This is a genomic window from Treponema sp. OMZ 906 (assembly GCF_024181185.1).
Lineage (GTDB): Bacteria > Spirochaetota > Spirochaetia > Treponematales > Treponemataceae > Treponema.
The window spans coordinates 2235072-2252691 of sequence record NZ_CP051196.1; the positions used below are offsets into that span (position 1 = coordinate 2235072).

Genomic DNA, 17620 nt, shown 5'->3' on the forward strand with positions numbered 1-17620 from the left:
TGTTGTATCCCAGCAACCAATAGTAGTATTTTTATAGATAGATTATATCAGCAAACCGTCGAAATGGATAGGGGAAGAATCGTATTTTATCATACTTTTTTTCTCTTGAGCCTTTACGTCGGAGGAGAACGATTATATGACAAGAATAGCCATCGCCGCATTGGTGCGGAATACTTCAACTTTTTTTGCATCAAATGCGACAAAATCATATCAATTCCGCGCAGAACAGCTCCGTAAGTTGGGAGCCGCCGTTCACGCGTATGAGCAACGGATAAGCGATGCGCTCTATAAGGATTTACACAAGGCGCCGATGGAAACTTACCTTACGGAAATCGGTATGGTGCAGGAAGAAGTCCGCTTTCTATCGAAACATTTGAAAAAATTGATGAAGCCGAAACGGGTACGCACGCCGCTCAGTCATTTTTTAGCGTCGAGTACGATTTATTATGAACCGTACGGCACCGTGCTGATTATGTCGCCGTGGAATTATCCGGTCAATTTAACGCTGACGCCGCTTGCCGGTGCGATTGCTGCAGGCAACTGCGCGGTGATAAAGCCTTCGAATTACACTCCCGAAACCTCAAAAGTAATCGCCGATTTGATTGCGGAAACCTTTGATCCGAGCTTTGTTACGGTTGTAACCGGCGGACGAGAAGAGAATGCCGGGCTTTTGGAGCAAAAGTTCGATTACATCTTCTTTACCGGCGGTACGGTAGTCGGTAAGCTTGTTATGGAAGCAGCTGCGCGGAACCTGACGCCGGTAACGCTCGAACTCGGCGGCAAGTCCCCCTGTATCGTCGATAAAACCGCCGATATGAAAGCGGCGGCGCGACGTATCCTTTTCGGTAAGATACTGAACGGCGGACAAACCTGCGTCGCTCCCGACTATGTGTTAATTCACACTGCGGTAAAAGAAGCGTTTATCGAACAGTGTAAGGCAGTTCTCCGTGAATTTTTTCCGACGGACGCGTATGTCTCATGCAATATGACGCGGATTGTCAACGGCAAACATTTTGAACGGCTCTCACATTTAATGGAAGGAGAAATGGCTGTTATCGGCGGGGAAAAGAATGCGCACGGGCGTTTTATACCGCTGACGATACTGGACAATATCAGCTTTGAATCGCCGGTTATGCAGGAAGAAATTTTCGGCCCTATCTTACCGCTCATCTCATTTAGCGATGTGCAGTGGGCTGTCGACCAAATCCGTGCCCGTCCGAAGCCGCTTGCCCTCTATCTCTTTACCAAGGATGCCGCCGTAGAGCGGAAGATTCTGTCGGAAGTATCGTTCGGCGGCGGATGCATCAACGACACAATCGTGCATCTTGCGACACCGTACATGCCCTTCGGCGGCGTCGGAACAAGCGGCATGGGGAATTACCACGGAAAACAAAGCTTTTACACATTCAGCCACGAAAAGAGCGTAATGAAAAAATCCCTGCTGGTAGACTTACCGATGCGCTATCATCCCTACAGCGAGAAAAATTTCAACCTCGTTAAAAAGTTTATGTAGGTGCATACCGAACGGTGTATCCGGCTGTGCCCTGCAAGTCGTCTTGCGTGATTCCGCCTAAACCGGTATATTTCCACATATTCCGGGTACTGATATTTTAAGAGGTTTATATGGACGCGCTCTTACATGATTTTTTAATGAATTCATCGGTTGTGATATCGTTGATTGTGCTTGTTGCAAGTTTGTTTACGCTGAGTAAGGGTGCGGATTGGCTGGTAGACAGTGCGGTTGCCCTTTCGCTCAAATGGGGAATGCCCAAGATGGTGATCGGTGCAACGATTGTCAGCCTCGGCACGACCCTGCCCGAAGCGTCGGTGTCTACATTGGCAGCAATTAAAGGCAATGCGGAGCTTGCGCTTGGGAATGCTATCGGCTCGATTATTGCGGATACGGCTCTCATTATCGGGCTTGCCGCCATGCTTGGTACGGTGCCGGTAGACAAACGGCTCATCCATCGGCAGGGTACCGTTCAGTTTTCGGCAGCGCTGCTGTTGACACTTGTTTCGCTTCCCTTTTTCTCTCCGGGCAGGGAGGGGAAAATCTATCAGTGGATGGGTTGGATATTTGTCGTGCTGCTCGCGTGTTATATGTACATATCGTTCCGCTGGGCAAAAGAATCTATGGAAGAGAGCGAACAGGATACGGCAGAAGAAAATCAAAAGCCGTTGTGGCTGCTACTTGTGTGGCTGGCTGTAGGAATCACGGTGGTCGTGCTCTCGTCTAAGATACTGATCCCTGCGGTAGAAGTTTCCGCCATAAAGATCGGTATTCCGCAGAGTATTATCGCGGCAACTTTGGTTGCGTTCGGCACGAGTGTACCTGAATTGGTAACTGCAATTACCGCCGTTCGGAAAGGACACGGAGAACTCGCGGCGGGCAACATCATCGGAGCGGATATCTTGAACGTCCTCTTTGTGTTAGGTGTAGCGGCTGCCGTAACTCCCGCCGGTATCCGTGTGCCGGTTGATTTTTACTATCTGCAATTCCCGACTATGCTGCTGGTGCTTGGCATTTTCCGCTTTTGTTCAACACGTCAGCGCAGCGTCATAACACGTCTGCAAGGCGCGGTTCTTTTTATCTTTTATGCCGCATACATTGTTCTCAATTTTACATTAAGACATATCACGGGTTAAGGGCGGCAAGGCTGCCATGAATATCATTTTATTACGACAGGAAGAACTTTTAGACGGGAATTTTTCTTTTGCTAAAACTGATGAACGCTTTTTACATATCAAAAAAGTGCTGAAGCTCGGCGCGGGGGCGGTATTCAAGGCGGGTATCATTGACGGCGAAAAAGGAATGGCGGAGATCACTTCCTTTTCCGATGAGCTGTTGACTGCACGGTTTACTGTAGCGGACAAAGCGGACGGAGGAGCCGATGATTCCGTGCTGCCGCCCATCAGACTGATACTCGGGTTTCCGCGTCCCATTCAGCTGCGCCGTATTTTGCGTGATGTCGCAGGGCTTGGGATTGAAGCGTTGTATCTGACCGGCACCGAGTTGGGTGAGAAATCCTACCTGCAGGCGGATATCGCTGCGGAAACGGAGATAGAGCGGCTGCTGATTGACGGATGCAGTCAGGCAGGGGATACTCATATTCCGAAAGTGTATCGAGCCTATAGTGTACGGCATTTTTTCGACCGGTATGAGGATGATATCCGTCCGGATCATCTGCGGGCAGCGCTCGATGTTCCTTTTCAAATTGAGCAAGGTTCTCAAGGTTCTATTGAACAAAATCGCATGAAACAAGGCCATATTGGGCAAGACCGTGTTGAACACGCGCATAGTGAACAAGGCGACACACGCTGCATTCCTGTGATGCATCCGCTGCCTCAGCTGCAGTGGGACGGAAAACAAACGCTGTGGCTTGCCGTCGGGAATGAGCGGGGCTGGAGTCTGAATGAACGGCTGCTGTTTGCAAAAAAGCAGTTCACTGCCTATACTATGGGACGGAGAATTTTGCGTACGGAAACCGCCGTTACTTCCGCTGTTGCAGTGTGTCTTGCAAACTCCGGCGCATGGGATACGAGAGGAGCGCAATGAATCAGGATCAGGTAAAAGAGATATTATTGCAGATTGAAGAGTCGGGGCTTGAATTTTCGGTAACGTTTACCGGTAAGGCGAGCAAGAAAGTCAACGGGCTGTATAAAAGCGATACGCATGAGATTTTGCTGCACAATAAAAACTTTTCCGTCGATAACGAACTGCTGTACACCGCTATTCACGAATATACGCATCATCGGCTCTGCGAGCTGGACGGCACCCGTTCCGGTCGTGTACATACGCAGCGGTTTTGGAGCTATTTTCACCGGCTGCTGCAAAAGGCGGAGGAGAAGGGGCTGTATAAAATCGCTATGGAAGAATCGCCTGAGCTACTCGAACTGACGGATACAATTAGGACGACCATCATGGCGGAGGATGGCAAGCTGATGAAGGAACTCGGCAGGCTTTTGAGCAAGGCGCGGGTGCTCTGTAAGCAAGCCGGTGTCCGCTACGAAGATTATATCGACCGTGTGCTGTGCCTGCCGCGCGCCTCCGCTGCGACGATTGAGAAAATACATGCGTTCGATGTAAAGCCGGAACTCGGCTATGAAGCGATGAAGGTGGTTGCGAATATTGCAAACCCCGATAAACGCGCCGCAGCAGAGGATCTTTTTTTACAAAAGCACAGTCCTGCGTTTGTGCGCGACAGCGTAAAAAGTAAACCGCAGGATGAAGACCCGCGGCGTAAGTTGGAAAATGAAAAGCGCCGAATTGAGCGCACGATTGTCAGCCTGCAAGCGCGGCTCAGCGAGTTGGAAGACACGCTTGCAAAGCTGCCCGTAACGCCGTTTATCTTTTGTTTTTTCTTTTTGCTGCGGTTGCTTTCTCCCCTTGCTGCGGATAATACCGGAGTCGGGCAAATGCAAATACCTGCGATACCGGACATTCCTGAAGTTACTATCGGCGGAGGGATCACTCGGCCGCCGGCGCCTCCCGTTATTCAGCCTCCGGCATTTTTACAGCAAAAGCACACTCCATCGTCCGCAGCAGGGACGAAAGGCAAACAGACAGGTAACGCCGCTGCCGCTTCCGGTAATTCCGGTAAAAGCGATGTAAAAAAATCAACGGCGCTGAATGGGCTCAACGCTAAAACGCTGGCGGCATTAAGCCAAAACAGCGGTAACCTAACGCTGCTCAATAATTTGCTCGGCACTGATGCGGGGTTAGGCGGCAATGCAGGTTTGGGCAATGTAACCGGTTTGCAAACCGATACGGGCGGCGCCGTTTTAACAAAGATTTTAACTGAACTGGAAAAACTGCAAGCGCAAACCGCTCAAGCTGCTCAAAAGGAAACTACGCAAACCGGCCAAGCTGTACAGAAAGCAACCACAGCGGCTGAAAATAGCGCTGCCCGCGCTAGCGGAATGGTCGGTGGTCAAACGGCGGAGGGGATTGCCGCGCCGAAGGCAGTTGCAACGGACAATGCTGCCGGTACTGCCGGAAATACCGGCGCGGGCAATGCGGCAGATGCTCACATTGCGCTTGCACAAGGGGCTGCGGCGGAGCTTATTCGGTTGCGGATAAACGGTAAGGAAATTAAAGACGATTTGATTTATACATTTTGTTCCGCTCCCGCCGCAAACGGTTCGTTCTTGTACGGTGCAGACCGCCGCTTTACGGCTAACGGCGCCGAGCTGAATGAGACCGCTTATTTTCTGTGCCGGAAGACGGAAGCGCAGCAGTACGAGATTACGATGGATTTACGCCAAGAACCGCTGAATGCAAATTCGTTTCTGTATAAACTCTATCAACTCAGTCCCGTATCGGTGGAGCAAACTTCGGACATCATCTTTTGGCATTATAAGGCTTCCGACCTTGAGGTAGAGTTGATATTTAGAATTGTGCATCTCTAAAAGCTCGGCTAGCTTTTAGAGATGCACGACGAGTTTTGATTTAAATCTTTACACTGTAATGACTTAAATCAAAACATCGCATCTAAATCTAAGGAAACTGTCCAAAAACTGAAGTTGTTGGACAGCCCCTCTAAAAAACTGCGGTTTTTAGAGGTTCTTAATTAAGGACGCGAAGGCGTAACAAGCCGTCCCGCATATAAGCAGGCAATGCCGAGCACTGCCGCTGCGGGGAGTATGAAGCCGCCGCCCAGCGAAATAAAAAAGTTATAAAGCCCGTGGAGAACAACCGCTGTGAGAAAGACGAACGCAGCTTTCCGCTTTGTTTTTGTGTATGCCATGGATGCATAAAAACAGCCGAGCGTCCCGTGTAATAGGGCGGCGGTAACAAGCCGGAGAAACTGCACATTGGAATACCGCAAACTATATGAGATATTTTCAAAACCGCTAAAGACAAAGCCGAAGAATACGCCAAGCAGCATACTCTGTGTAATCCCGAATCTTTTTTTTAAAACCATAGCGGCCGTTAAACCGAATACCGCTGCTTTAACACCTTCTTCTATCAAGGCTGCCGTAATAAAGCTGTTAAACAGGAGCCTCACCGCTTCCGATCGTTTTGCAATACCGGCATCTAAAAAAGTATGCACACCATGCTGGAGCGCAAGCACCGGAAGCAATGACGCTGCTGCTGCAAAGAATACGGCGGTAAGCGCATAAACGGGAATGTGTTTTTTTATTGCAATACAGACCGCTGCGGCAGCCGGTAAAAAGGCGGTAATTAACAGTCCGATAATACTCATGCTGAACCTACTGTTAGCAGATTTTCCCGCCTGAGACCTTTATGTCGGAACCGTGTTCGACGATGGCTTCAAGCGCGTGTGTAATGCCGCTGACAATTGTTTCCAAGCTCATCGAGGGCGTAAGCGCCGGTTTCCCGATTGCTTGTTCGGGCAGGAACGGAATATGGATAAAGCCGCTTTTCATCGGTTTCCCTGCCGCCGTTCTGGCTGCCGCAAGGTGCGCGACACCGTAACAAACATGGTTGCAGATAAAAGTACCCGCCGTGTTGGAAATTGAAGCGGGAATGTTATGCGCTTTTATGTTTTCAACGATAGCCTTTATCGGAACGGTAACAAAATATGCAGCGGGGCCGCCTTTTACCACCGGTTCATCGATCGGTTGATTCCCTTCGTTATCGGGAATACGGCAATCGTCAATGTTGATACCGACTCTTTCTACGGTAATTTCGGATCTGCCGCCTGCCTGCCCGATGCTTAACACCGCATCGGGATTTTCTTTCTCGACCGCTTCTTTTATCTTTGCTAAAGACTTTCCTACAACAGTCGGAATTTCGAGTTTGATAATCTGTGCGCCTAAAATGGTATCAGGCAATCGTTTAATGGTTTCCAGGGCGGGGTTGATTTTTTCTCCGCCGAAGGGATCGAATCCGGTAACTAAAATTTTCATCATGGCTCCTACAGGGCAATCGCATCAGAAAGTTTTTGGATATCCCCGCAGAATCAGAGGCCGTTCCCCCAGAGTTTCGCTGCTTTGCAGCTCAAATGGGTGCCCAGCCTCTGATTCTGCGGAATTTGCTCGATTTGTCTGATGTGATTGCCCTTCTGCTAAAATAAACTGCACAAAATTTTTTTAAATTTTGTGCAGATGGAAGGCAACCGTGTAAAGTATTTCCAGTACGGTTGCCCTTGTTTCTACTCCTAAAAGGCGAAGATTGACATCAAGATGATGTGCACGATGATCAAGGCAACCGACATAAAAGCTTGCGTTTTAATAAGCGTGTATTTATTTTCGGTTTCCAAAATTGCTGCGGGAACGATGTTGAAGTTCGCCGCCATCGGCGTTAAAAGTGTGCCGCAGTATCCGCAGGTCATACCGAGTGCACCGACAACTGCCGGATTCCCGCCTTGCATAATAACAAATGGAACGCCGACGCCGATGGTAATGACGGTGAAGGCGGCAAATGCGTTACCCATAATCATCGTAAAGATTACCATACCGAGGCAGTAGGCGATAACACCGAGAATGGCTACTCCTTGCGGTACAATACCGCTTGCAAACTGACCGATGATTTTACCGATACCGGCAGTTGCGAATATCGCTCCTAAAACGCCGAGTAATTGCGGGAGTAAGCTGGAGGAGCCGACTTGCATCAGCATCTTTGAAGTATCGTTGACGGTATTTTTCAATGTCGGTTTTGCCAACACCACCGCGAAAATCAACGCAATAATCGATGCAGCGCCGACAACCTGAGCGGTCGAAAAACCGAAGATGATTGCCTTACCTGCGGCATTGGTTCCAAGCGAAATATTAAAGCTTTTGACCTGCGCCAATAGCATTGCTACAACGCCGATTAAAACCGCCGGAATAAAAATCTTATTGCCGACCTTTTGCGAATTTTTTTCTACCTCTTCTTTTTCGGCAGTCGGGATGTCTGCAATCTTTACCTGTTTTGTCAATGTCAGGATGCCCAGCAAAATCAATAAACCGCCGATAATGGCTCCGCCGTTCGGAACGTTCAATACGATCACTTTGCCGAACATGAACAACAAGCCTAAAATACCCCAAAACAAAAACGTCCCGCTCAAATGCTTTTTCCCTTTTAAAGAGATGAATGCGGTAATAATGGAAACAAGACCGCAGAGGCCGTATATGATTTCATCGATAATCATACTGTGCGAATGGATAAAACTAAACATCGCTTTTCTCCCCTTTTCTTAAGTGCTTTTCGAACAGCCAGCACTGGACAAGCGCGATGAGCACCATCGCAACACCCGCTAAAATGGAATACTTTGCGACATCGATATTGCTGATATCAAGTCCCTGTTCCTTCAAGGTGCCGGTAATCAACAGAACACCGGATGCAACGGGAAATATGTTTTGCCCGAAGAAGTTTCCGTAGTTTTCGGAAGCGCCGGCAAGCCCTTTGATTTTTTCAATATCTTCGTCAGTCAGTTTGATATTCTTCCGTGCGGCTCCCTCAGCCATCGGCAAAATGAGCGGACGGATAAACTGAACATGACCGCCCAACCGAATTGAAAAAGCGGAAGCAATCGTTCTGATTACAATGTAGAGCCAAATAACCATACCGGCGCTTGCGCCTTTAATCTTTTTGATACATTCCGCAGCGCGTAGTTTTAAGCCGTACCGTTCCATAATGGCGATAACAGGGAACGAAATAAAAAACAAGCTCATATAACGGTTATTGACAAATCCCGTTCCTATTGCATTGAGTACTTCAACCAGTCCCATTTTTGCAATTAATCCGGTAACGAGACCGGAAATCAATACGACTGCGACAACATCGAGTTTAAAAATAAAACCGACGATGATAATCGCAATGCCGATGAGAACAAAATAGTTCATATCATCTCCTATAAAAACTTTTGTAGAACACATTTTATCAGACTTACAGCCTGCTGTCTATTTAAAATTTTTTACATCGCAAATTAAATCTAAGGAAAACCTCTAAAAAATATACGCTTGACAAATGACTAAAATGTATATACAGTTAAGTATGGATAATGAGTTATTTGAATGGGATAACGAAAAAAATACCATCAATAGGCAAAAACATGGAATAGGTTTTGAAGAAGCTCTTTTGGTTTTTGATGATCTTCTTCATATAGAGTTATATGATGCCGCTCATTCTGATAAAGAGGATAGATTTTTAGCTATCGGCACGGTTTTGAATGTTCTTATTGTGTTGGTTGTTTATACGGAAAGAAATCAAAAGGTAAGAATTATATCGGCACGTCCTGCAACAAATAAGGAAAAGGAGTTGTATTATGATGCAGTCAATGACACTTTCGGAAGCTAAAAGTATGCTTACACAACAGCGGATAGAACAGTTAAAAACACTTGCTGAACAACCGATTGATACATCTGATATTCCGGAGCTAACACAAGAAGAGTTTTTTAAAATGTATCGTCCAATAAAAAAACCTCTTTCAATCCGTCTTGATTCGGACATTATTGTATGGCTTAAATCATACGGTAAGGGGTATCAGAGCCGAATAAATACCATTTTACGCAATGCGATGGCAGCGGAAAAACAAGCAGCACAGCGAAGATAATCCATTTGACACCGGTCAAACTTGTGTTCAGCGAAGTACACGGACGTACTTCGCTGAACGAGCGACACCGCAGATGCGCCGTTGACCAGTGTACGTCCCTGTACCCTGGTCAACGACGAGATTTGTGTATACCACAAATCTCGCTACTGCTTAATACCCCCGCCATCCTCGCCCCAAAATGAACATCCTTGTTCATTTTGGGCTGCAAGTTTGCATTGCAAACTTGTTACTGTATGGAACCAGCGACATCCGTGTCGCTTCTGAGATACGTTGAGGATTAATTTGTGCGCAGTAACGAAAGAAATCCCCTTACAGCCAGCGCTTTTGAAAATAGACGGCGCAGATACAAGGAGTTTAGCAAAAGCGAAGCGGAGGCGTACTTACTGTACGTTGAGCATTCGCTTTTGCGTAACGACGCAGTAGATGCGCCGTCTATTTTCAAAAGACCGATTTGACTAAACGTGAAGGATAGCGTAAAATTATCCGTTATGTCCGCTTCGTTAAAACCGCTTATCATTCAAGGCGACCGCTCCATATTACTCGACGTCCATGCGCCGGAAGCAACGGATGCACGCTTTGCACTTATCCCCTTTGCCGAACTTGAAAAATCCCCCGAACATTTGCATACCTATCGTTTAACCGGCTTGTCGTTATGGAATGCCGCAAGCGCAGGCTTCACTGCCGAAAAAATTACGGAGACGCTCAAACGTTTTTCCCGCTTTGATATTCCCCCTGCGGTACTCGGTTGGGTGGAAGAAACGTTCAGCAGATATGGCAAGATCAAACTGACCGAGTGTGAAGATAATTCGTTTTTGTATTTGACAGCGGAAAGCGATCGGATTTATCAGGAATTAAAAGCTTCGCCGAAGCTCGCAAAGTATCTGGTTGCTGCAGAAAAGCCGCGTTCGTTTTTAATTGCGCTTTTGAACCGCGGTACGGTCAAGCAGGCGTTGCTGAAAATGGGCTGGCCGGTGCGCGATGAGGTACCGTTGAAAGACGGTGCGCCGCTTGCGATAGCTTTACGTACACAGACAAAAAAAGGAAAAGATTTTATTATCCGCGACTATCAGCGGGAAGCGGCGGAAACCTTTACCGGTGATAAGGGGCCGGGAACAGGCTTCGGCACGATTGTACTACCGTGCGGTGCAGGTAAGACGATTGTCGGTATGCTGGTTATGTCTATGCTGAACACTGATACATTGATTCTAACCACCAACACCGCCGCGGTGCATCAGTGGAAGCGCGAGTTAATCGATAAAACCGAACTGGAACCCGATACCATCGGTATTTATTCAAGCGATACCAAAGAGATTAAGCCCGTTACCGTGGCAACCTATCAAATTTTAACATGGCGGCCGGACACCGAATCGGAGTTTCCGCATTTTAAACTATTTCGTGAACGGAACTGGGGCTTGATTATCTATGACGAGGTGCATCTGCTTCCGGCTCCGGTGTTCCGCATTACCGCAGAGCTGCAAGTGATTAGACGGCTCGGCTTAACGGCAACGCTGATCAGAGAGGACGGCTGCGAAGGTGATGTATTCAGTCTCGTCGGCCCGAAGCGCTATGACGTGCCGTGGAAGGAACTGGAAGAAAAGGGCTGGATTGCCCACGCCTATTGTACGGAGATACGCATCCCCTTGCCGGTTTCCAAAGAGATTGAGTATGCCGCCGCCCCTTTGCGCGAAAAACACCGGATTGCGAGCGAGAACGAAGCAAAAAACGAGATTGTCCGGCAGCTGCTTGCACGGCATACCGACGACCAAATTTTGATTATCGGGCAATACATTACACAGCTGAAAAAGATAGCCGAAGCGGTACATGCGCCGCTCATTACCGGAAAAACACCGAATGCCGAACGGGAAGTGTTGTACGACTCATTCAGAGCAGGCGACATTTCCGTACTGGTGGTTTCCAAGGTAGCGAATTTCGCAATCGATTTGCCCGATGCTTCCGTGGCAATCCAAATTTCCGGAACTTTCGGCAGCCGGCAGGAGGAAGCCCAGCGACTCGGGCGCATTCTCCGTCCTAAAGAGCGCGATTCATTTTTTTACACGCTGGTAACCCGCCATTCCGTCGAAGAAGAATGCGCCGACCACCGTCAAAAATTCCTTGCGGAACAGGGCTATGCCTACTCGCTCATCACCGATGCGGATTTCGCCGCCGATACATGCATACGATAGTGCAATGGAATCAACAGGGGGCTGCCTCAAAAACCGATTACTTTTTCGGTATCCCTGATGCAACGCAACAGATGTGCCGTATATTCTCGAAAAACCGTCAAGCTGTCCGATTCGATTCAGGGGAATGATAACTTTTGATTATGAATTGATCGCTAAACGCTCACTACACCACCGCTCGTGGCACGGAATCCGGAGAATGTTCCTCTTGTTCATCTTTGAGGGTTTGCCATATTCTATCAAATGCATGGTGAATCTTTTTAAAATGTGTTACCAGCAGTGGATCAAAATGTTTCCCTGCATTTTCAAAAATATATTGTACCACTTCATCATGAGAAAGTTCGTTTTTATACGAACGCTTCATACGTAACGCATCATATACATCAGCTATCGCTACAATTCTCGCCGAAAGCGGTATCATCTCTCCTTCCAATTTAAACGGATACCCAGAGCCGTCCCATCGCTCGTGATGGCTTAACGCTATTTCTTTTGCCATTGCAATAGGATAAGAAGACATAATAAGCGCTCCGTTTATTGTGTGTTCCTTCATTACTTCCCATTCGAGGCCGGTTAGTTTGCTTTGTTTTTGCAGAATATAATCCGGCGTCCCGATTTTTCCCACATCATGAATGGCAGCTAAAAAGGAAATATTATCGACAAAGTCCTGGGTAATTTGAGGATACCGGTTAAGTCCAAACAAGTAATCGGCAAATTCTTGGCAATAAAAATTGAGCCGTTGTGCATGGTTTCCGGTATCATTATCTTTCAACATAGATGCTTGCAGTAAACCGTTTAACATCATTTTATACATTTCGATCTGTTGAGCCGTTGTATCTTCAATAATTACCCAATATCCAAGCAAGTAACGATTCTCCTTATCAAAAAGCGGATGGAACCGTACTCTCGTATACAATGTTTTTAATGTATGCGATTTATGAACCATATTACCGATCCATGACCAACCCTTTTCTCGCGATCGTATACTTTCAAAAAAGTCTTTTATTTCCGTTTGAGTAAAGACTCTACCGAAAACATTAAAAAACGGCTTTTTTTCCAATGTATAATAACCTGCAAACAGTTTATATACGCTTTCGGTCATGTGGCGTATAACCAAATTACTGTCTACAATCATCGTAGGGATACTCCCTACTTTTGTTAATTCAGCAAGCTCGTTAAAATACGCCTCTTGTTCTGCCGCTGACATCTCTCCTGCAATTTGTTGTTTCCGTCCCGATGATATACTTTTTTCCATAGATTAGTCCTTCTCCGCATCGCTCTTCCGAACATACTGAGGCCCCGCATAATCTGCAGCATTCTTCAGTACATTACCGTGCCTTTGCATATACTTAATCATTGAATATGCAAAAGAGAGAGGAGCCGCTTCAATAAAATAAAAGCGAATATTACTTTGTAAAATTGCAACAGCATCTTTAAACGCTGCCGTTCCGTAGCCGGTAACCAGCCATTCTTCGTTTTCCGAAAAGTACGGGAGCATATCTGCCGCCGTCTTGTCAAAAGCTTCCGTTACTGCTGTTCCGTTTTTAAAGAGTTGGATATAAAAGCGATCTCTTTTTGCATCTATCACTGCGGCAATACTTCCATTCCACACCTCATACTGTGATGCAATGCATGGAAGTGTAGGAACGGGAATAAAGCAGCTATTACTGCTGAGCTGTAGCGCTTTTGCCGCAGCGAAGCCAAGTCTTAGGCCGGTAAAAGAACCGGGTCCTTCCGGCGCCAGTACTATTTCCGTGTCGGCGGCAGTAAATCCCGCTGCTGACACGGCAGCATCAATCAGAGGGAGCAACCGTTCAGCATGGGACGGACCGTTGCCGGCGAAGGATTGAGTAACCAATCCTTTAGAGCCAAGCGCCGCAATTGTAAGGGTCGGAGTGAGGGTATCTATTGCAAGTATATTCATGGTGCCGCCTCATATTCGATTAAGCTGTCCGTTTGATACGGCCAGTTTGTGATAGTAATAGTTCTGCTTGTATCTTCTTCTGTTTTGATATGGATAAGGATGGTGCGTGCCGGTAATTCGGACATAATTTTTTCACTCCACTCGATGATACACACGCCCTGACCGTAGAGCATATCTTCAACGCCGAGATCTAAAAAATCTTCAGGTGAGCTGAGACGATACACATCCATGTGGTAAAGAGGCAACCGTCCGTAATATTCCGATATGATGGTGAAAGTGGGGCTGGTAACTGCTTCGGATATACCAAGCCCTTGCGCAATACCTTTTGTCAGCTGCGTTTTCCCTGCAGCAAGCGACCCTTGCAATGCGAGCACATCGCCTGCATTGAGTAAGCAGCCCAAAGCCTGTCCAAAGTTAATAGTATCTTCTACCGTTTTTGTTCTGTATACCATATCAGCCCTAACTTTTTTCTTTCTTAGTTAAAGAAAGCATCCTTCGTAATAGTTACAAGCGCAAATATACTATTCCGAAATCTGCTGTTTGTATAGGCCATCAACAGGAGTAAGAGAACGAATAGGATTCCTTAACAGATAATTTACTATCAATAAGTTTACCCCCAGCAGTATATGCGGGGGGGGTATCCCATAAAAATCAAACTTTTCATAATAACTTCTCCTTTTATTTTAGCATAACACTTGGATAAACCTTTGTCAAGTATCTTGTCTCATCGTAAAAAAATAACTATAATGCGTTTTTATTGTTGTGAACTATGTACAAAGAAACATCCCGTATTTATTTTGAAGATGATTACTGTGCGGTTGCGTATAAAGCAAGCGGCGAGCATTCCCAAACCTTTTTCGCGCCGCTTTTTCCGCATAAACCGTTTGTCACTCCAGTCAACCGGCTTGATACTCCCGTATCCGGTCTTCTACTGCTAGCTTTTTCTGCACAGGTACAAACGCTGTTTTCCCGCGCGTTTGAAGCCGGATCTGTGCAAAAAGAATATTGGGCAATATGCGAACGGTCTACAGTACACTCCGCAGCAGTATCGGAGCCGCAGCGGCTGGAGCATTGGCTCGGCTTTCATACCAAAACACAAAAAGCTTTTGTCGGCGCGGCTCCTATCGATATAACTCATGCAAATACAACTGCTGCCGATATCACAAAACCTAAAAAGCATAAGGAGCCGGCGCTTAAAAAAGCCGTTTTATATTGGACTTTATGCGGAGAAGGCGACCGGTACGACTTTATCCGTATCAGTCCGGAAACAGGGCGCACGCATCAGATTAGGGTACAGATGGCAGCCGCCGGACATCCCATCAAGGGAGATTTAAAATACGGAGCGCGGCGCAGTGAACCGAGCGGCGGCATACGGCTGCATTCCTACAAGCTCTCGTTTATCCATCCGGTTACGCACCAAAACATTACCGTTGAAGCGCCGCCGATGCAGCCCGATACCCTCTGGAAAGCTTGCATAGAGGCATGCACAAACAATACAGCGTTCACAAATAAAGGACACCATGAAGCAGGTACGGACACAACTGCCCCGGCTGCATTACCTACAAGCCATCAGATAGGCGCGGAGCGGCACCTGTGAAGCGGTCGAAGCAGGTAAGCGGGGCAGCCGCGTTTGAAGCTTACTACAACGCTCTTTTCGGCAACCGTTGGACGGCGCTTCGGGAAGCGCTCCTCCAAGAGACGCAGCCGGTGGCATTTTCGGTATGCGGCGGAAAGCCGTATTATCTTGACCGAGCGAGTATCTATGCGGCACAGGCGCTTCCGCCGATTGATGAGGGCAACTATTTGGATATGTGCGCCGCTCCGGGCGGCAAAACGCTGGTTCTCGCCTCCGGTATGGGACAGGAAGCGCAGATACAGGCAAACGAGTTGTCGCGGGCACGCCGAGCACGGCTGCTAACCGTAGTTGATGAACACCTGCCGCCGGACATAAGCGCCCGTATCGAAGTTACCGGCTATGACGCCGCTACCCTCCCCCGCTATCGGCAAGCCTATTACGACCGCATTTTGCTGGATGCGCCTTGTTCTTCGGAGCGCCATGTGATTACCGATGAAAAATACCTTGCCTGCTGGACACCTGCACGGATTAAAATGCTGGCACAGCGGCAATGGGCGCTCCTTTCGGCAGCTTTTCTGCTGCTTAAACCGGGCGGCTTTTTAGTATACGCCACCTGCGCGCTTGCCGATGAGGAAAACGACAGCGTTGTACAAAAGCTGTTAAAAAAATACGGAACCGAAGCTGCCATCCATAGCGGTACCGCAGCAATGGAATTTGGCGCGGCAAATCCCGAAACAATCGGCAAAAACAGTACACCGCCCATACTCGGCGAAAAAACGCTGTTTGGCAGCCGGTTTTTACCCGATACCTGCGGAGGAGCAGGCCCCTTGTATTTTTCGCTTATCGAAAAAGTGAATCACGAGAAGCTGTAAAAAACAGGTTCTTTTTAGGCCGCTCTCACAGCAAAGAAGGAATACCATGATAACAGAACAGACAGACCATAGTGAAAAAACCGGCATAGCCGATACGCCGCCGCAGGGACGCCCCATCAGAACCTTTGTACTGCGAAAGGGGCGGATTACTGAGGCTCAAAAAAAAGCGTATGCCGAATATGCGCCGCGCTGGTGCATCCCCTACAAAGCGCAGCAGCTTTCTTTTCCGGGGATTTTTGCGAATGAGCATCCGGTTATCATCGAAATAGGCTTCGGCATGGGGGTCGCAACAGCTGAAATCGCAGCACAGCATCCCGAAAACAACTATATCGGAATTGAAGTTTTTCAAGCAGGGGTCGGGAAGCTGTTAAACGAAATTGAACAGCGCGATCTTAAAAATATCCGCATTATCGAACACGACGCTATCGAAGTATTGGGAAATATGATTCCCGACGCCTCAATTGCAGGGTTCCATATCTTTTTTCCCGACCCGTGGCAAAAGAAAAAACATCACAAACGGCGGCTGCTCCATCGCCCGAGAACCGACCTGCTGGCTCAAAAACTGCAAGAAAACGGCTACCTTTACATGGTAACCGATTGGTACGACTATGCGGAGGACGCCTTTGCCGAACTTTCGGCCACCGAAGGGCTCCGTTCAAAATACGAAGGTTTCGCCCCTCCGCAGCCATGGCGTCCCAAAACCAAGTTTGAACAAAAAGGCCTCGATAAAGCGCACCCCATCACCGAGCTGATGTTTATCCGGACTAGGCAATGCGCACCCTTGCATGTTCCAATCGGACAAGTTATACTCGATCAATAATGGCATCTCCGATAATTAGAAAACACGTCACTATTCGTTTTTTGCATAGAACCGTACTTTTCCTCTTTACCGTTCTGATTGCCTTATTTGTTTTATTTATTTTGGGGAATGTTCAAAACTTTCTGGATTCAAGTCAGATTATTATTCTACGATTTCTGATAGCAGGCGGCATCTTACTGTTCTTAGTTGCTGTTTTTGCCTTTTTGTTTGAGATTAACTATAGTATTTATTTACGGAAACCCTACTACCTCGGTCGCTGCATTATCAGCGGTATCGCCTGCATATTCGGGCTGGCAATCGCAATCGTAGCTTCCGCTATTCTTCTACTTTCTAACGGTATCAATCAGGCATAAGGACATACAATGATTTTTCGGAAAAAACTGTACGCAGGAAGAGCAGCCGTATGCGCCCAAAATACACAGGAGCAGATCAAAACTGCCGTCGTTACCGCATACACACGCTTTTTGGAACTCAACAGATTGCATGAGAAAGACATCATTTCCCTACAATTTTCGATTACATCCGATATAACGGCAGCAAATCCTGCAACTTTATTGCGCTCCGCCGGTTATGCTTCTGCGACTGTGCTTTTTTGCAGTGCGGAACCGAATATCGACGGCAGTCCTCATGGTATAATCCGTTTTCTCTTTTATTACTATGGAAAAAAGAAAGCCGTACCGGTTTATTTGGGCGAGGCGGAAAAACTCAGGCCGGATCTGTTTAATCGCACAGTCTAGTGGATATTTCTGAA

Annotated in this window: 19 protein-coding genes; 12 read left to right on the forward strand and 7 right to left on the reverse strand. The window is 47.4% G+C overall.

Translation table 11 applies throughout. The features are described from left to right. Positions 1-136 precede the first annotated feature (136 nt). From E4N69_RS10060 to E4N69_RS10075, 4 genes are all read left to right on the forward strand, one after another. On the forward strand, positions 137-1513 hold the full coding sequence (locus E4N69_RS10060; RefSeq protein WP_253823734.1) for an aldehyde dehydrogenase: 1377 nt from the start codon (positions 137-139) through the stop codon (positions 1511-1513). A 110-nt stretch (positions 1514-1623) separates the two neighbouring features. Continuing rightward, a complete protein-coding gene (locus E4N69_RS10065) occupies positions 1624-2646 on the forward strand; it encodes a calcium/sodium antiporter (RefSeq protein WP_253823735.1) in 1023 nt (340 codons plus the stop codon). Positions 2647-2662: 16 nt separating this feature from the next. Further along, positions 2663-3556 carry an RsmE family RNA methyltransferase gene (locus tag E4N69_RS10070; protein ID WP_253823736.1) on the forward strand — a complete coding sequence of 298 codons (894 nt, stop codon included), beginning with the start codon at positions 2663-2665 and terminating at the stop codon, positions 3554-3556. Continuing rightward, positions 3553-5409, forward strand: a complete 1857-nt coding sequence (locus E4N69_RS10075; RefSeq protein ID WP_253823737.1) for a hypothetical protein — start codon at positions 3553-3555, stop codon at positions 5407-5409. The genes E4N69_RS10070 and E4N69_RS10075 overlap by 4 nt, the downstream gene beginning before the upstream one ends. 161 nt (positions 5410-5570) lie before the next feature. Here E4N69_RS10075 and E4N69_RS10080 read toward each other — a convergent pair whose 3' ends face one another. The 4 genes from E4N69_RS10080 to E4N69_RS10095 form a co-directional block, all read right to left on the reverse strand. Further along, positions 5571-6206 carry a PrsW family glutamic-type intramembrane protease gene (locus E4N69_RS10080; RefSeq protein ID WP_253823738.1) on the reverse strand — a complete coding sequence of 212 codons (636 nt, stop codon included), beginning with the start codon at positions 6204-6206 and terminating at the stop codon, positions 5571-5573. A gap of 13 nt (positions 6207-6219) precedes the next feature. Next, positions 6220-6873: a pyroglutamyl-peptidase I gene (gene pcp, locus E4N69_RS10085; protein ID WP_371922386.1), complete on the reverse strand. Its 654-nt coding sequence runs from the start codon at positions 6871-6873 to the stop codon at positions 6220-6222. A gap of 251 nt (positions 6874-7124) precedes the next feature. Then, positions 7125-8123, reverse strand: coding sequence for a DUF979 domain-containing protein (locus tag E4N69_RS10090; protein WP_253823740.1), 999 nt, complete (start codon positions 8121-8123; stop codon positions 7125-7127). Continuing rightward, on the reverse strand, positions 8116-8790 hold the full coding sequence (locus E4N69_RS10095) for a DUF969 domain-containing protein (protein ID WP_162664181.1): 675 nt from the start codon (positions 8788-8790) through the stop codon (positions 8116-8118). The genes E4N69_RS10090 and E4N69_RS10095 overlap by 8 nt, the downstream gene beginning before the upstream one ends. A gap of 151 nt (positions 8791-8941) precedes the next feature. On the opposite strand from E4N69_RS10095, the gene E4N69_RS10100 reads away from it, so the two are divergent. The 3 genes from E4N69_RS10100 to E4N69_RS10110 all read left to right on the forward strand — a co-directional run bounded on the left by E4N69_RS10100 (position 8942) and on the right by E4N69_RS10110 (position 11683). After that, the gene (locus E4N69_RS10100; protein WP_253823741.1) at positions 8942-9244 is read left to right on the forward strand and encodes a BrnT family toxin; all 303 of its coding nucleotides are present in this window, start codon (positions 8942-8944) and stop codon (positions 9242-9244) included. Next, positions 9213-9500 carry a BrnA antitoxin family protein gene (locus E4N69_RS10105; protein ID WP_230977680.1) on the forward strand — a complete coding sequence of 96 codons (288 nt, stop codon included), beginning with the start codon at positions 9213-9215 and terminating at the stop codon, positions 9498-9500. The genes E4N69_RS10100 and E4N69_RS10105 overlap by 32 nt, the downstream gene beginning before the upstream one ends. 488 nt (positions 9501-9988) lie before the next feature. Further along, positions 9989-11683, forward strand: a complete 1695-nt coding sequence (locus E4N69_RS10110; RefSeq protein ID WP_253824896.1) for a DNA repair helicase XPB — start codon at positions 9989-9991, stop codon at positions 11681-11683. A 163-nt stretch (positions 11684-11846) separates the two neighbouring features. On the opposite strand, the gene E4N69_RS10115 is transcribed toward E4N69_RS10110, so the two are convergent. Genes E4N69_RS10115 through tsaE form a run of 3 tightly spaced genes read right to left on the reverse strand, consistent with a single transcriptional unit; the run spans position 11847 to position 14053 of the window. Beyond that, positions 11847-12932 carry an HD-GYP domain-containing protein gene (locus E4N69_RS10115; RefSeq protein WP_253823742.1) on the reverse strand — a complete coding sequence of 362 codons (1086 nt, stop codon included), beginning with the start codon at positions 12930-12932 and terminating at the stop codon, positions 11847-11849. A 3-nt stretch (positions 12933-12935) separates the two neighbouring features. Continuing rightward, positions 12936-13601: a tRNA (adenosine(37)-N6)-threonylcarbamoyltransferase complex dimerization subunit type 1 TsaB gene (gene tsaB / locus E4N69_RS10120; RefSeq protein WP_253823743.1), complete on the reverse strand. Its 666-nt coding sequence runs from the start codon at positions 13599-13601 to the stop codon at positions 12936-12938. Continuing rightward, positions 13598-14053 carry a tRNA (adenosine(37)-N6)-threonylcarbamoyltransferase complex ATPase subunit type 1 TsaE gene (gene tsaE / locus E4N69_RS10125; protein WP_162664184.1) on the reverse strand — a complete coding sequence of 152 codons (456 nt, stop codon included), beginning with the start codon at positions 14051-14053 and terminating at the stop codon, positions 13598-13600. The genes tsaB and tsaE overlap by 4 nt, the downstream gene beginning before the upstream one ends. A gap of 317 nt (positions 14054-14370) precedes the next feature. Here tsaE and E4N69_RS10130 point away from each other — a divergent pair, with 317 nt between their 5' ends. The 5 genes from E4N69_RS10130 to E4N69_RS10150 are packed head-to-tail and all read left to right on the forward strand — an operon-like array spanning position 14371 to position 17606. Further along, positions 14371-15198 carry an RluA family pseudouridine synthase gene (locus tag E4N69_RS10130; RefSeq protein WP_253714275.1) on the forward strand — a complete coding sequence of 276 codons (828 nt, stop codon included), beginning with the start codon at positions 14371-14373 and terminating at the stop codon, positions 15196-15198. Continuing rightward, entirely contained in the window at positions 15195-16049 is an 855-nt protein-coding gene (locus E4N69_RS10135; RefSeq protein ID WP_253823744.1) for an RsmB/NOP family class I SAM-dependent RNA methyltransferase, read from the forward strand. The genes E4N69_RS10130 and E4N69_RS10135 overlap by 4 nt, the downstream gene beginning before the upstream one ends. A 46-nt stretch (positions 16050-16095) precedes the next feature. Continuing rightward, entirely contained in the window at positions 16096-16869 is a 774-nt protein-coding gene (gene trmB / locus E4N69_RS10140; protein ID WP_253714277.1) for a tRNA (guanosine(46)-N7)-methyltransferase TrmB, read from the forward strand. Then, on the forward strand, positions 16869-17222 hold the full coding sequence (locus E4N69_RS10145; RefSeq protein WP_162664188.1) for a hypothetical protein: 354 nt from the start codon (positions 16869-16871) through the stop codon (positions 17220-17222). Before trmB ends, E4N69_RS10145 begins: the two co-directional genes overlap by 1 nt. A gap of 9 nt (positions 17223-17231) precedes the next feature. Further along, positions 17232-17606, forward strand: coding sequence for a chorismate mutase (locus E4N69_RS10150; RefSeq protein WP_253714278.1), 375 nt, complete (start codon positions 17232-17234; stop codon positions 17604-17606). The last annotated feature ends 14 nt before the right edge of the window (positions 17607-17620 follow it).

Excerpts from the sequence above, each read along its gene's own strand:
- E4N69_RS10060 (WP_253823734.1), top strand. The coding sequence starts at position 137 with ATGACAAGAATAGCCATCGCCGCATTGGTGCGGAATACTTCAACTTTT.
- E4N69_RS10065 (WP_253823735.1), top strand. The coding sequence starts at position 1,624 with ATGGACGCGCTCTTACATGATTTTTTAATGAATTCATCGGTTGTGATA.
- E4N69_RS10070 (WP_253823736.1), top strand. The coding sequence starts at position 2,663 with ATGAATATCATTTTATTACGACAGGAAGAACTTTTAGACGGGAATTTT.
- E4N69_RS10075 (WP_253823737.1), top strand. The coding sequence starts at position 3,553 with ATGAATCAGGATCAGGTAAAAGAGATATTATTGCAGATTGAAGAGTCG.
- E4N69_RS10080 (WP_253823738.1), bottom strand. The coding sequence starts at position 6,206 with ATGAGTATTATCGGACTGTTAATTACCGCCTTTTTACCGGCTGCCGCA.
- pcp (WP_371922386.1), bottom strand. The coding sequence starts at position 6,873 with ATGAAAATTTTAGTTACCGGATTCGATCCCTTCGGCGGAGAAAAAATC.
- E4N69_RS10090 (WP_253823740.1), bottom strand. The coding sequence starts at position 8,123 with ATGTTTAGTTTTATCCATTCGCACAGTATGATTATCGATGAAATCATA.
- E4N69_RS10095 (WP_162664181.1), bottom strand. The coding sequence starts at position 8,790 with ATGAACTATTTTGTTCTCATCGGCATTGCGATTATCATCGTCGGTTTT.
- E4N69_RS10100 (WP_253823741.1), top strand. The coding sequence starts at position 8,942 with ATGGATAATGAGTTATTTGAATGGGATAACGAAAAAAATACCATCAAT.
- E4N69_RS10105 (WP_230977680.1), top strand. The coding sequence starts at position 9,213 with ATGATGCAGTCAATGACACTTTCGGAAGCTAAAAGTATGCTTACACAA.
- E4N69_RS10110 (WP_253824896.1), top strand. The coding sequence starts at position 9,989 with ATGTCCGCTTCGTTAAAACCGCTTATCATTCAAGGCGACCGCTCCATA.
- E4N69_RS10115 (WP_253823742.1), bottom strand. The coding sequence starts at position 12,932 with ATGGAAAAAAGTATATCATCGGGACGGAAACAACAAATTGCAGGAGAG.
- tsaB (WP_253823743.1), bottom strand. The coding sequence starts at position 13,601 with ATGAATATACTTGCAATAGATACCCTCACTCCGACCCTTACAATTGCG.
- tsaE (WP_162664184.1), bottom strand. The coding sequence starts at position 14,053 with ATGGTATACAGAACAAAAACGGTAGAAGATACTATTAACTTTGGACAG.
- E4N69_RS10130 (WP_253714275.1), top strand. The coding sequence starts at position 14,371 with ATGTACAAAGAAACATCCCGTATTTATTTTGAAGATGATTACTGTGCG.
- trmB (WP_253714277.1), top strand. The coding sequence starts at position 16,096 with ATGATAACAGAACAGACAGACCATAGTGAAAAAACCGGCATAGCCGAT.
- E4N69_RS10145 (WP_162664188.1), top strand. The coding sequence starts at position 16,869 with ATGGCATCTCCGATAATTAGAAAACACGTCACTATTCGTTTTTTGCAT.
- E4N69_RS10150 (WP_253714278.1), top strand. The coding sequence starts at position 17,232 with ATGATTTTTCGGAAAAAACTGTACGCAGGAAGAGCAGCCGTATGCGCC.